The sequence below is a fragment of the Azospirillum thiophilum genome, from assembly GCF_001305595.1.
Classification (GTDB): domain Bacteria; phylum Pseudomonadota; class Alphaproteobacteria; order Azospirillales; family Azospirillaceae; genus Azospirillum; species Azospirillum thiophilum.
Map to the genome: position 1 here is coordinate 697,408 of NZ_CP012403.1, position 14,006 is coordinate 711,413.

At 69.5% G+C, this 14,006-nt stretch carries 11 protein-coding genes; all 11 read left to right on the top strand.

Annotation, left to right across the window (positions count from 1 at the left end):
* Positions 1-823 precede the first annotated feature (823 nt).
* A complete protein-coding gene (locus tag AL072_RS22255; protein ID WP_045584365.1) occupies positions 824-2,182 on the top strand; it encodes a lysine N(6)-hydroxylase/L-ornithine N(5)-oxygenase family protein in 1,359 nt (452 codons plus the stop codon).
* On the top strand, positions 2,182-3,447 hold the full coding sequence (locus AL072_RS22260; RefSeq protein ID WP_052710256.1) for a lipase family protein: 1,266 nt from the start codon (positions 2,182-2,184) through the stop codon (positions 3,445-3,447). The genes AL072_RS22255 and AL072_RS22260 overlap by 1 nt, the downstream gene beginning before the upstream one ends.
* Before the next feature lie 41 nt (positions 3,448-3,488).
* Entirely contained in the window at positions 3,489-4,568 is a 1,080-nt protein-coding gene (locus AL072_RS22265; RefSeq protein WP_045584366.1) for a GNAT family N-acetyltransferase, read from the top strand.
* A gap of 91 nt (positions 4,569-4,659) precedes the next feature.
* On the top strand, positions 4,660-6,915 hold the full coding sequence (locus tag AL072_RS22270) for a TonB-dependent siderophore receptor (protein ID WP_045584367.1): 2,256 nt from the start codon (positions 4,660-4,662) through the stop codon (positions 6,913-6,915).
* Positions 6,916-6,943: 28 nt separating this feature from the next.
* The gene (locus AL072_RS22275; RefSeq protein WP_052710257.1) at positions 6,944-7,858 is read left to right on the top strand and encodes an ABC transporter substrate-binding protein; all 915 of its coding nucleotides are present in this window, start codon (positions 6,944-6,946) and stop codon (positions 7,856-7,858) included.
* Positions 7,851-9,845, top strand: a complete 1,995-nt coding sequence (gene fhuB / locus AL072_RS22280) for a Fe(3+)-hydroxamate ABC transporter permease FhuB (protein WP_045584368.1) — start codon at positions 7,851-7,853, stop codon at positions 9,843-9,845. The genes AL072_RS22275 and fhuB overlap by 8 nt, the downstream gene beginning before the upstream one ends.
* Entirely contained in the window at positions 9,845-10,957 is a 1,113-nt protein-coding gene (locus AL072_RS22285) for a siderophore-interacting protein (protein ID WP_052710258.1), read from the top strand. Before fhuB ends, AL072_RS22285 begins: the two co-directional genes overlap by 1 nt.
* An 83-nt stretch (positions 10,958-11,040) precedes the next feature.
* Positions 11,041-11,790, top strand: a complete 750-nt coding sequence (locus AL072_RS22290) for an ATP-binding cassette domain-containing protein (protein WP_342669614.1) — start codon at positions 11,041-11,043, stop codon at positions 11,788-11,790.
* Positions 11,791-11,942: 152 nt separating this feature from the next.
* Complete coding sequence (locus AL072_RS22295) at positions 11,943-12,158, top strand: MbtH family protein (RefSeq protein WP_045584370.1); 216 nt, start codon at positions 11,943-11,945, stop codon at positions 12,156-12,158.
* Positions 12,155-12,925, top strand: a complete 771-nt coding sequence (locus tag AL072_RS22300) for a thioesterase II family protein (RefSeq protein WP_045584371.1) — start codon at positions 12,155-12,157, stop codon at positions 12,923-12,925. Before AL072_RS22295 ends, AL072_RS22300 begins: the two co-directional genes overlap by 4 nt.
* A gap of 15 nt (positions 12,926-12,940) precedes the next feature.
* Positions 12,941-13,927, top strand: coding sequence for a TauD/TfdA family dioxygenase (locus tag AL072_RS22305; protein ID WP_045584372.1), 987 nt, complete (start codon positions 12,941-12,943; stop codon positions 13,925-13,927).
* Positions 13,928-14,006: the final 79 nt, after the last annotated feature.

The following is a 14,006-nucleotide window of genomic DNA, read 5'->3' on the forward strand; positions in this document are numbered from 1 at the left end:
CGGGATGTGCCCGTCCACGGCGGCTGCCAGGAAGGCAATCCGGCTCGGCCTGAACCGGCACTTGTTCTTATCCCCATCTTGGCGGGCAGATCGCCGCCGTGGCTTTGTGCGTCGACTTCGGGAATCGGTGTCGACTTCGCGGAAACGGTGAGCAATGATTCAACAAAGACTCTGGGTATCTGGATTGAATTCACCAAACAAACCCCCATAATTTCATGAGGACTCGAAGAAAATTATGTTTTACCATCAATTGAATGAATCTTATGAGAGATAGCCATAATGATACAACAAGATTTTCGCATTGACGGATGTTTATTTTTTGAAATAGACATATTCATGCACTCGTATTTGCAAGTCTGCAAAAAGAACTTTTAGTACATGCTTGTGAGTGCGATTTCCGGCAATTAATCTTCGATGCTCGTGCGCGAGACGGTCGTCCACCTGGATGATCTTGCGCCGGTTCGGTGGCCACAACCGCAAAGCTCCGAGTGGAGCGGGAAGATCGCGTCCTGATCGGGCCGAGCGGCCGGATGCTGCGTTCTTCAAATTTCACGAGGGTGGCTGCGCTGTCGGCGTCTTGGCTCTCCTGTGCAGCCGGCAGGAGCGGCGAAGACGGCCCGGATAAGAAAGAGCCTAAATTTCCGCGTGGTGCGTTCGTCGTCTTTCAGGAATCCGGCGAAGTAAGGCGGCGGTCGGCCGATGCCGGTCGGCATCCGGCTGGAGACCCGCCCCGCCATCGACCGGCACAGGCAACAGGACCGGTCCATGCGTCCGGCAACCGTGGCGGCGTTTTTTGGGATTCTCAACAGGGGACGACGATTCCATGACTCAGTTCAGCCTCTCCGAAAAGCCCCTGGATCTTGCCGGGATCGGATTCGGGCCTTCCAACATCGGGCTGGCGATTGCCCTCGAAGAACAGGCGGAGCGCTCCGGACGGGCGCTGGACACGGCCTATTTCGACCGTCAGGCCTCCTACAGCTGGCATGGCGGCACTCTCGTGCAGCAGAGCGACCTGCAGATCTCCTTCCTCAAGGATTTGGTGACGCTGCGCAATCCGCGAAGCCCCTACAGCTTCGTGAACTATCTGCACCGGAAGGAACGGCTGATCGACTTCATCAACATCGGCACCTTCTATCCCTGCCGGATGGAGTTCAACGACTATCTCCGCTGGGTGGCGTCCCATTTCGCCGAGCTCTGCCGCTACGGCACGGAGGTGCTGCGGGTCGAGCCGGTCGCCGACCGGTCCGGCGCCATCGGCATGCTGGATGTCGTGACCCGCGGCCCCGACGGGATCGAACGGGTGCGCCGGACCCGCTCGCTGGTGGTGGGCACCGGCGGAACGCCGCGCATCCCGGCCCTGTTCGCCGGGCTGAAGGACGATCCCCGCGTGTTCCACCATGCCGACTATGTGCAGCGGATCGCCACCCAGCCCTGTACCGCCGGAACGCCGATGCGCATCGCCCTGGTCGGCGGCGGGCAGAGTGCCGCAGAGGCTTTCATCGACCTCAACGACAGCTTCCCGTCGGTGCGGGCCGACATGATCCTGCGGTCGGCGGTCCTGCGTCCGGCCGACGACACGCCCTTCGTCAACGAGATCTTCGCGCCCGCCTACACCGACGTGATGTTCAACCTGTCGGAGGACGAACGGGCGCAACTGATCCGCGACTATCACAACACCAACTATTCGGTTGTCGACGGCGAACTGATCGACCGCATCTACGGCATCCTCTACCGCCAGAAGGTGTCCGGGGTGCAACGCCACGGCTTCCTGTGCCGGCGGCAGATCGAGGCTGTCGCCTCCGACGGGGCCGGCATCACGCTCGCCCTGCGCGACCTGTCCAGCGGTACCCTGGAGGAGATCCGCTATGACGCGGTGGTGCTGGCGACCGGGTATGAGCGCAATTCCCATCGCCGGCTGCTGGAGCCGTTGGGCGACCTGATCGGCGGCCTGCGGGTCGACCGGGAGTATCGCGTCCGCACCGATCCCAAGCTGACGGCACCGGTCTTCATCCAGGGCTTCTGTGAGGAGACCCATGGGCTGAGCGACACGTTGCTGTCGGTCCTGCCGGTCCGCGCGGCGGAGATCGCCACCGCCCTCTACCGCGACCTGGCGCCGGCCGACGGCCGGTCCCGCCATCAGTCCGGACCGACCGGGCTGGTTGCCGGTGCGCTGAACCGCTGATGGACGCGATGATGCGGCACGGACGCGCCACGCTGTGGCTGATGTGTTTCCTGTCCGCCGTCTGCTCGGCCGGAGTGGCAGCCGCGCATGAACTTGTTCGCGGCGCGGTGCTCGAGGTGGCGACGCTGGCGACCTTCCGGCGGGATGCGATCGAAGCGGGGCTTGGACCACGCGCCGGCTATATCGGCCGCCCGCGCTGCGACGTCACGCTGTCGCGGGTGACCTATGCCACCATCGGCGTGCATGGCGAACCGGCGACCGCCTCGGCCATGCTGCTGTTGCCCGGCGGCCCGGATTGCGGGGAGCCGCATGAACTGCTGGGCTGGGCGCAGGGCACCCAGACGCGGCGGGACGCCAGTCAGGCCGACGACGTGCTGGCCGCGGGCGACAGTCCGCTGCTGACCTTCTATGCCGCACGCGGGGTCGCGGTCGCCGCCACCGACTATCTCGGGCTCGGCCGGTCGGACTATCCGTTCCATCCCTACCTGCATGCCGAGAGCGAGGCGTCCGCCATCGTCGATGCGCTTCGCGCCGCCCGCAGCGTGGCGGGGGAGGCGCGGATCCCGCTGTCGGGGAAGGTGATGCTGGCCGGCTACTCCCAGGGCGGCCACGCGTCCATGGCCGCCCAGCGCACCATCGAGCGTGACCACGCCGACGAGTTCCGCCTTGCCGGGACGGCGCCGATGTCCGGCCCCTATGCGCTGGAGCGGACCTTCGTCGATGGCTGGTCGGCAACCGGGCCGGCGGGGCCGAACGGTCTGGCGACGGCGCTGTTCGCCTATGCCGCGGTGGCGATGCAGCGCGTCTACGGCAACGTCTATGCCTCGCCCGCCGAGCTGTTCCGGCCGCCCTACGACGCCACGGTCGAGGCGTTCATGCCGGGCCGCCTCGACATCTTCGAAATGCTCCGGCAAGGAGTGCTGCCGCCGGGACCGGAGATGGCGCGGCTTCGCCAGGACGGCTTCACGCGGGCCTTCGACGATCCGCAAATCCCGTTCCGCCGCGCTCTTGCCCGCAACGGCCTGCTGGACTGGACGCCACGCGCGCCGATGGTCCTGTGCGGCGCCGGCCGGGATGCCGTGGTGCCCTTCGCCAACGCCCTCACCGCCCGGCAGCTCTTCACCGGCCGCGGGGCGGCGGTGGAGGTGCTGGACATGGACGGACGCATTCCGGCCGAGGTGGACGGGGTGTCGGTCCATACCAGCGCCGCCGTCTATCTGTGCTTCGGGGCGACCCGCGACCGGCTGCTCGCCTTTGCCCGGTGAGCGGACGGCGGCAGCGGGCGCAAACACTGGAAACCGCCACCATGACATCATCGCATACCCTGCCGTTGCCTGATGGCCGCCGGCTGACCGCCGGGGCGGAGCCCGGCCGTGTGCGGCTGTCCATCGACGGCCGTCCGCTGCTGTCGGCCGCCTGCGAACCGATGGAGGGCGGCGTCGCCCTTATTCCCGACCGGCCCCCGGGTCTGCCCCCCGGTCTGCCCGACCCGCTTTCGGCGGATGCCGCCTGGGCGGCGGCCTGCTGGCTGTTCACCCGCGATCCGGCCTGCCGAATCCTTGTCTGGCGCGGCATCGAGCCCGATCCGGAGGCGCTGCGATCCGGCCTGCTGCTCGCCGATGGCGGAGGCGGTGCCATCTGCCGGCGCGACGCCTTCTGGCAACTGCCCGGCCCCTGGCTGCGCGGTCCGGGCACCACCGGTTATCCGGCCATTGCGCACGGCGATGGGGCGCATCTTTGCAGGCCGCCGAAGCCGGCGGGGGAACTGTACCGCCGGTTCGACCCGGCGCTCGGCCTGTGGATTTCGCTGCGCAGCCTCGACATCGACGCCGACCTGGAGCGCTTCAACCGCTGGCAGAACAATCCGCGGGTGCTGGCCTTCTGGCAGGAGGGCGGCGACTTCCTGAGGCACCGCGCCTACCTGGAGGGGCTGGCCGGGGATCCGCATGTCCAGACGCTGATCGGCTGCTTCGACGACGAACCCTTCGCCTATTTCGAGGCCTATTGGGCGAAGGAGGACCGTATCGCGCCCTTCTGCGCGCCGGGCGATCATGACCGCGGCATCCACATGCTGGTGGGGGAGGAGCATCACCGTGGACCGCACAAGGTCCGGTCCTGGCTGCCGGCGCTGGTGCATTGGCTGTTCCTGTCCGATGCCCGCACCGGCCGCGTGGTGTCGGAGCCGCGGGCCGACAACGCCCGCATGATCGGGCACATGCAGTCCCTGGGGTTCCTGCGCGAACGGGAATTCGATTTCCCGCACAAGCGCGCCGCGCTGATGGTGCTCGACCGCCGCGACTTCTTCGACCGCTGCCCCGGCCTGTCGGAGCCGTCGTCGACGACGGCCGCGCACGATAAATCCGTACGTATGAAAGATTCCCCTTAATATTCGCCTACCCCCTTCGTCTTAGAGCCGGGAGACGGATTTCGCGAGGGAGCGGAGCCCGTCGGATAGAGCTTCAGCTGGGGGTATTGAGATGGAGATCGAGGTTGGGACGGCCGCACCGGCCGGTCGTCTGCCGACGGGCAAGCGCGGGCGTTTGAAAGCCTTCCTGCTGGCGACGACGATGGCCGGTCTGGCGCTGCTGGCGAACCAGCCGGCCGGTCTGGCGCAGCAGGCGACGGACGGCGGCAAAGCCGGCCAGGGCGACGGGCAGGCCGCCAACGGCATGGTTCTCGACCCGATTTCCGTTCAGGGCGTCGTCGGCGGCACCGAGGGGTATGTCGCGACCCGCAGCGCCGTCGGCACCAAGGTCGAGACGCCGCTGATCGAAATCCCCCAGACGATCTCCGTCGTGACCCGCAAGGAGCTGGACCAGCGCGCGGTGCAGGATTTCGCCGGTGCGGTCGCCTACTCGCCCGGCATCGCCGTGGTCGATTATCCGGGTGGCCCCGGCGCCCCGGACTTCTCGATGCGCGGCTTCCGCGACTTCAATCTGTTCGGCATCTACCGCGACGGCCTGCGGGCCGGCTTCAACAACTACGACACCAATTTCGAGCCCTACGGGCTGGAGCGCGTCGATGTCGTGAAGGGGCCCTCGTCGGTCCTGTTCGGCCAGACCTCGCCCGGCGGCGTGGTGAATCTCACCACCAAGCGACCGACCGCCAAGCCGCTGCATGAAATCCAGCTGCAGACCGGCAGCTTCGACCGCCGCCAGGCCGCCTTCGACTTCGGCGGGCCGGTCGACGGCGACGGCAAGGTGCTGTACCGCCTGACCGGTCTCGGCCGCCTGTCCGACACCCAGGTCGACCACGCGCCGGACGACCGCCTCTACATCGCGCCGGCCGTGACCTTCAAGCCGACCGACAAGACCAAGATGACCCTGCTCGCCAGCTATCAGAAGCTGAAGATGAGCGGGGCGGAGCAGAGCATTCCCCGCAATGCGCTGGACCAGATCGGCACCGATCTCTTTTTCGGCGTTCCCGGCTATTCCGACTGGAAGGTGCAGAACACCTCGGTCGGCTATGAGATCGAGCACGAGATCAGCCCGAACTGGACCGTCCACCAGAATGCCCGCTACATGCATTCGCGGGTCAACTTCGTCAGCGCCTTCAGCACCGCCTGGCCGGTGGAGGTGGTGGACGGGCGTTATTACCCGGTCGGGGTGCAGGACCGCCCGAAGAGCACCAACACCTATCTGCTCGACACCAACGTCCAGGGGAAGATGACCACCGGTCCGGTGTCGCACACCATCCTGGCCGGCGTCGACTACGGCTATTATTCCGGCAAGGAGCAGCGGCGGAATTCGCTGAACGCGCTGGTGGTCGACATCTTCAACCCGACCTACCCGGCGACGGACTTCACCTATGCCGACCCCTGGGTGAACGGGAAGAGCAACCTGACCCAGATCGGCGCCTATATCCAGGACCAGCTGCGCTACGAGAACTGGATCCTGACCCTCAGCGGCCGGCAGGACTGGGTGGTGGACAAGGAGATCGACAACCTGTCCAGCAGCTTCCAGACCGCGCGCGACAAGCATTTCACCGGCCGTGCCGGCATCGGCTACGTCTTCGACAACGGGATCGCGCCCTATGCCAGCTACGCGACCTCGTTCCAGCCGGCAACCGGCACCTATGCGCCGGAACGTGGCGGCGGGACGTTCGAGCCGACCACCGGCACCCAGTACGAGGTGGGCGTGAAGTACCAGCCGAATGGCTGGAACAGCTTCATCTCCGCATCGTTCTACCACATCACCCAGCAGAACGTGACGACCAACGACCCCGTCTTCAGCGGCTATGCCGTGCAGGAGGGCGAGATCCGCAGCCGCGGCATCGAGCTGGAAGGCAAGATGGAGCTGACCGAGGAGGCCAGCCTGATCGCCTCCTACGCCTTCGTCGATGCCGAAATCACGAAGGACAATCCGGCCGTCGGCTCCACCGCCAGCTCGGTCGGGCTGCGTCCGAAGGGGATTCCGCGCCACATGGCGTCGGCCTGGGGCGACTATACCTTCAAGTCCGGTCCGCTCACCGGTCTCGGCCTCGGGGTTGGCGCGCGCTATGTCGGCACGTCCAAGAACGCCGGCAACACCGAGACCATCCCCGACTACACGCTGGTCGACGCCGCCGTCCGCTACGACCTGGGCGCCCTGCGGTCCGAACTGGAGGGGGCCAGCGTGGCGCTCAACGTCAGCAACCTGACCGACAAGAAGTATTATTCGGCAGGCTTCTACGACAACACCGTGCTGTACGGCAACCGCCGCCAGATCCTGGCGACGCTGAAGTACAGCTGGTAAGGCGGGACCGTTGCGGCCGATGCCCGGGATGATCGGAGCCGTCGACCGGCGCCGGTTCCTCCACGCCGCCGCAGCGCTGTCGTTCGGCCTCCTGGCCGGCGGCGCGCGGCCGGCGGTGGCTGAGGCGGCCGGCGGGATTTGCGCGCTCGACTGGACGAGCGCGCAGGCCCTGCTGTCGCTGGGCATCGTTCCGCGCGGCCTGCCCGAGATCGACCGGTATCGTCGCTCCGTGATCGAGCCGGCGGTGCCGGACGGCGTTGCGGACATCGGTGCCAGGGCGGAGCCGAACCTGGAACTTCTCGACCGGCTGGCGCCGGCGCGTTTCGTCACCGACGGCATGCTGTCCGCCGTGCGCGGCCGGCTGGAACGGATCGCCCCGCTGACCCTCTATCAATCCTTCGACACCGGATCCGTCGAGGGCGGGCGACCGCGCGGTCAGCTCGCCTTCGCCATCGCCTCCCTGCGCGGGCTGGCGGACGGCCTCGGCATGGTGGATGCGGCTGACCGTGCAATCGCCCGGCTCGACGAAGCACTGGAGGAGGCGCGTGCCGGCCTGATCGGGCGGGAGCGGCGCCCGCTCTATGTTCTCAGCGTCCTCGACGGGCGCCGCGTCCTCATCCACGGGCGCAACAGCCTTTACCAGGATGTCCTCGACCGGCTTGGGATCGAGAATGCCTGGACCGGTCCAAGCGGCCCCTACGGCCACGCCACCGTGACCATGGACCGGCTTACCGGACGCCCCGATGCCGGACTGGTCAACATCGGCAGCGAGGGCAAGCGGGCGCTGGAGGCGCTGGCCGACCTGCCGCTGTTCGCCGGGCTGCCCTTCCTGCGCGAAGACCGGGTCACCATCCTGCCGCCCATCCTGTTCTATGGCGGCGTCCCGACGGCGGAACGCTTCGTCCGCCTGCTCGGCGAAAGGCTTCCGCAGCGCCATGGCTGACACCGCGATCCCGACCCCGCCCCGCCGGTTCGGTCCCGCATGGCCGGTGACCGGCCTGTTCCTGCTGGCCGGACTGGCTTCCCTTCTGGTCCTCGACCGGCAACTGCCGCCGGCGCTGTGGTGGAGGGCGCTGGTCGATCCCGATCCGGCGCGGCTCGACCAGCTTGCCGCCCATTACGTCCTGTTTCCGCGCTTCGCGGTCGCCTTGCTGGTCGGGGCGGCGCTTGGGCTTGCCGGCACCATCCTGCAGCAGGTTCTGCGCAACCCGTTGGCCGAGCCCGCCACCCTCGGCATATCCGCCGGCGCGCACCTGTCGCTGGCCGTCGCCACCCTGTGGCTGCCGGACGTTCTGGCGCTGGGGCGGGAATGGGTCGCCCTGGCCGGGGCCGGGCTGTCGGCGGCGGCGCTGCTGGCGCTGTCCTGGCGCAAGGGGTTGTCGCCGGTCACCGTCGTGCTGGCCGGCCTCGTCCTCAGCCTCTATGCCGGGTCGGTCAGCGGCGTGATGGTGCTGTTCAACCACGATTTGCTGATCGGCCTGTTCCTGTGGGGCGCCGGCTTCCTCGACCAGCAGGATTGGGGCATGGCCGCCTTCCTGGCGCCCCGGCTGGCGGTGCTGGCGGTCGCCGCCATGCTGGTGCTGCGCCCGCTGGTCCTGCTTGGCCTGGGGGAGGGCGGGGCGCGCAGCCTGGGGCTGTCGGTGGCGGGCGCCCGTCTGGCCGGGCTGCTGATCGCGGTGATGCTGGCCGCCCTGACGGTCGCCGCCGTCGGCGTGGTCAGCTTCGTCGGGCTGGCGGCGCCGACCATCGTCGGCATGGCCGGCGCCCGCCGGCTGGGGCAGCGGATGCTGTGGGCGCCCCTGTGCGGCGCCGCCCTGCTGTGGGCGACCGACGCCCTGGTGCTGATGGCGCCCATCACCTACCGGGAACTGCCGACCGGCGCCGTCACGGCGGTGCTCGGCGTGCCGATGCTGCTGTGGCTGCTGCCGCGGCTGCGCAGTTCGGCACCTCCGGCCCTGTCCAGCGCGCCACCGCCGCCACGAGCGTCCCGGCCGGCCCTGGTGCTCGCCGGGGCCGCCCTGCTGCTGCCGCTTGCCTTGTGGATGGCCGTCGCCTTCGGTTCCGGGCCGGGTGGCTGGGAGTGGAGTGCCGGCGGCGACCTTGCCGCGCTGGCATCCTGGCGCCTGCCGCGGGCGCTGGCCGCCCTGTCCGGCGGGGCCATGCTTGCGGTCGCGGGCGCGATGCTGCAGCGGATGACCGGCAACCCGCTGGCGGCGCCCGAAATCCTCGGCGTCTCATCCGGTGCGATTCTCGGCGTGATCGTGCTGATGTTCTCGGCGGACGCCCCGGACCGCGGCGCGCAGATCGCGGCCGGCGGGGCGGGGGCGGTCGCGGTGCTGGCGGCGATGCTGGCGCTCGGCCGCAAGGACGGCTTCTCGCCCGACCGGCTGCTGCTGGCCGGCATCGCCACCAGTTCGATTTCCGGCGTCGTCGTCGCCGTCCTGATGGCCGGCCAGGATCCGCGCCTGCAAACACTCGTCACCTGGCTGTCCGGTTCCACCTACATGGTGGGGTGGACCGACGGGCTGGTGGCGCTTCTCCTGGCGCTGCTCGCCATCGGCGCCATTCCCTTCGTCGCCCGCTGGCTCGACCTGCTGCCGCTCGGCGGCGGGGTGGCCGCCGCGCTGGGGGTCAGCCCGTCGCTCAGCCGCATCGCGCTGTTCAGCCTGTCGGCACTGCTGACCGCGGCGGCGACGCTGATCGTCGGACCGCTGAGCTTCGTCGGGCTGATGGGGCCGCATCTGGCCCGCATGCTCGGCCTGCAGCGGGCGGCGGCCCATCTCGCCGGCTCCGCCATGCTCGGCGGCCTGATCATGCTGATGGCCGACTGGCTCGGCCGCAGCGTGATCTTTCCCTATCAGGTGCCGGCCGGGCTGCTCGCCTCGGTGATCGGCGGACCCTTTCTTCTCTGGCTGCTGGGACGGCGCTGATGCCCCGCTTCTCCTGCGATACCGCGATCCCCCACGACCGGCCCTCCGCTGCCGCCGGCCGGCTGGTCGCCGCCGCCGAGCCCTACGGCCTGTCCTTTGTCCGGGAGGGCGGCACGCTGGCGGCGAGCGGCGCGTTCGGACGGCTGGCGCTGACCGTCGGGGCCGATGGGCTGCATCTGCGGGCGGAGGCGGAGGACCGGGGGCTCCTGGAGCGGCTGCGCGCTTCCGTCGGCGAGCAGCTGGTCGGCCTGCTGGGGGAGGATGTCGCCATCGTCTGGACCGGCGACGTGGAGACCGGACCGCTTTTCGCCGACTTCCGCGAGATCCGGGTCACCGCCGTCCTGGATCTGACGCCGCGCCTGCGCCGCGTCACCTTCCAGGGCTGCGATCTCGGCCGCTTCGCCACGCCGGACAACCTGCATGTCCGCCTCTATCTGCCGCCGGATGGGGCGACGGTTCCGTCCTGGCCGCGCCCCGGCCCCGACGGGCGGCCACTCTGGCCCGAGCCGGACCGGCGGCCGGCGGTCCGCTACTACACCCTTCGGCGCATCGACGCCGAGGCGGGCGAACTGGACATCGACTTCGTCCTTCATGCCGATGGCGGGCATCCCGCCGGAGCTTCCGATGGCGCTCCCGGTGCCGGTTTCGCCCGGCGGGCGCGGCCCGGCGACCTCTGCGGCATGTCCGGTCCCTGCGGGCTCGGCATCCGCCCGGCATCCTGGCACCTGCTTGCCGGCGACGAGACCGCACTTCCCGCCATCGCCCGCATCCTGGAGGAGCTGCCCGCCGACGCCCGCGGCATCGCCCTGATCGAGGTGGAGGACGCGGCGGACGAAGTGCCGCTTCGGACCCCTGCCGGCATCGCCGTCCGCTGGCTGCACCGCCGGGATGCCGGGGCCGACGAGGGGCCGCTGGTGGAGGCGGTGCGCGCCCTGGCGCTGCCGTCCGACCCGTCCACCCTGTTCGCCTGGGTCGCTTGCGAGTTCGACGACCTCGGCCGCCTGCGCGACCATCTGCGCGGACGCGGCATCGACCGCGACCGCATGCTGACCGTCGCCTACTGGCGGCGGACCCCGCCGGCCGCTCCATCAGACCGCAGGACTTCCGCATGACGTCTCCAGCTGCGCCTTTGGCAGCGCACCCGGCAGTGCTCCCGGCCACGCCGCCTGCCGAGCCTATGTTCCGGATCGAGGGGGTGAGCTTCTCCTTGCCCGGCCGCCTGCTGCTCGACCTGCCGTCCTGCGACCTGTTTCCCCGCCGGGTGACCGCGCTGATCGGCCATAACGGTTCCGGCAAATCGACCCTGCTGAAGATCCTCGCCCGTCAACAGTTGCCCAGCGGCGGGCGGGTGCTGTTCGACGGCCAGCCGCTGGACCGCTGGAAGCAACGGGCGCTCGCCCGCCGGATCGGCTACCTGCCGCAACACATGCCGCCGGCTTCCGGGCTGCTGGTGCGGGAGCTGGTGGCGCTCGGCCGCTATCCCTGGCACGGGGCGCTCGGAGCCTTCCGGGCGGAGGATGCCCGCAAGGTGGAGGAGGCGCTGGCGCTGACCGACACCGCGCGGTTCGCCGACCGCCTCGTGGACAGCCTGTCGGGCGGCGAGCGGCAGCGGGTGTGGCTGGCCATGCTGATCGCGCAGGACGCCGGCTGCCTGCTGCTCGACGAGCCGATCTCGGCGCTCGACGTCGCCCATCAGGTGGAGGTGCTGGCGCTGGTCCGCCGCCTGTCGCGCGAGCGCGGCATCGGGGTGATCGCGGTGCTGCACGACGTGAACATGGCGGCCCGCTTCTGCGACGACATCGTCGCCCTGCATGGCGGACGGCTGATCGACCGCGGCATGCCGGCCGAGATCATGACCTCCGCCCGGCTGGGCGCCATCTACGGCCTGCCGATGGCGGTGATCCCGCATCCGGATTCCGGAGAGCCGGTCGGGCTGGTCCGCTGACCCTCCTGCCGGTTGTTGCGAAGGAATCGCAAATTCCTCCTAACGATTCGCCGCGCTGCTTCGTCCAATAGTGCAGGAAGGCGCCGGGTGCTGACCGCGTGAGCGGCTGGACCGGGATGCCGTCCCACTCCCGACAGTGAACGAGGACAGCGATGGCGTTCGACCGCGAGGACATCACCTTCAAGGTGCTGGTCAACCACGAGGAACAATATTCCATCTGGCCGGACTACAAGGCGGTTCCGGCCGGCTGGCGCGAGGCGGGCAAGAGCGGCCCCAAGGCCGACTGCCTCGCCTTTGTCGAGCAGGTGTGGACCGACATGCGGCCGCTCAGCCTGCGCCGCCAGATGGACGAAGCCGCCGCGCGATGACGTCCGCGACCACGCCCGCTTCCGGCCGCGCGGCAGCACCGGCGATGCGGTTGCTCTGCCTCCCCTATTCCGGCGCCAGCGCGATGATCTATGCGCGCTGGAAGCGCCTCGTTCCGTCCTGGCTGGAGGTGGTGCCGGTGGAGCTGCCGGGCCGCGGCCGGCGGATGGACGAGCCGCCCAGGACCGACCTGACGGCCCTGGCCGTCGAGCTGGCGGACGAGCTGGCTCCGGAAACGCGCGGTCCCTTCGCCCTGTTCGGGCACAGCCTGGGCGGTCTCCTCGCCTTCGAGCTGGCCCATGCGCTGCGTGGGCGTGGCCTGGGGGAGCCGCGGATGCTCTTCGCCTCGGCCGCCGCCGCTCCCAGCCGGCGCGAGGACGGGCGCTGGGCCGAGCCGCTGGACGATGACGGGCTGATCGCCGAGATGCGCCGGCTCAGCGGCACGGCGGAGGAGGTGTTCGGCAACCGCGACCTGCTGGAGATGGCCCTGCCGGTCCTGCGCGCCGACTTCCTGCTGTGCGGCCGCTATGCCTACCGCCGCCGTCCGCCGCTGGACTGCCCGATCCGGGTGTTCGGCGGTATGCAGGACGACATCGCCGCCGACCGGCTGCGGGCCTGGTCGGCGGAGACACGGGGGGAATCCACCCTGGAGATGTTCGACGGCGACCATTTCTTCCTGCGCGCCCACGAGCGTCCGCTTCTCGACCGGCTGGCGGAATGGCTGGGCCGGCCGGCGGACCGCCCCGACGCCATCGCCGCGACCGCCTGATTTCATGAGGGTCCCATGGCCGAGCGTAGTTTCACGATCGAAGACTTTCCCCATGCGCGCGGCGGCCTGCCGCTGCTGGTGCGGGCGCGCGATCCGCAGGTGGACCTGCTCGACGCCTTCGCCGCCGTGGAGCCGCTGGTGCGCGACTGGCTGCCGCGCTGCGCCGGCATCCTCTTCCGCGGCTTCGCGCTGGGCCCGGCGGCGCAGTCGGTCGAGCGCTTCCGCGCCTTCGCCGCCGCCTTCGGCCATCCGCTGCTGAGCTACGAGTTCGGGTCGACCCCGCGGACCAACGTGACGTCGGGCGTCTACACCTCCACCGAATATCCGGCCGACCAGCACATCCCGCTGCACAACGAGCAGGCCTATACCCGCGACTGGCCGATGCGGATCTGGTTCCATTGCGTCCAGGCGGCTCCGGTCGGCGGCGAGACGCCGATCGCCGACAGCCGGGCGATCCACCGGCGGATTCCCGCGGACATCCGCGAACGGTTCGAGCGGCGCGGCCTGATGTATGTCCGCAATTACGGCAACGGCCTGGACGTGCCCTGGCAGCGGGTGTTCAACACCGACGACCGCGCGGCGGTGGAGGCCTATTGCCGCGACCATCGCATCCTCTGCGACTGGAAGGAGGATGGCGAACTGCGCACGCGCCAGATCTGCCAGGCGACGGCCCGCCATCCGGTGACCGGCGAGGCGGTGTGGTTCAACCAGGCCCACCTCTTCCACGTCTCCAACCTGCCGGAGGAAGCCAGGGCGGCGCTGCTCGACATCCTCGACGAGGAGGATCTGCCGCGCAACGTCTATCACGCCGACGGCGGCCCCATCGATCCGGCCGACCTCGCCGCCATCCGTGCGGTCCTGGCCGAGGAGACGGTGCTGTTCCCGTGGCAGACCGGCGACGTGATGATGCTCGACAACATGCTGGCCGCCCATGCCCGCACGCCCTTCAGCGGGCCGCGCAAGGTGGTGGTCGCCATGGCCGACCCCCATTCCGCCGGCTGACGGCTCCGCGGCCGGCGCACTGGCCGGCCTTTGCTTTACCCGTGACCGCTCCGCCCCATGATCTGCCCCATGGCCGCCG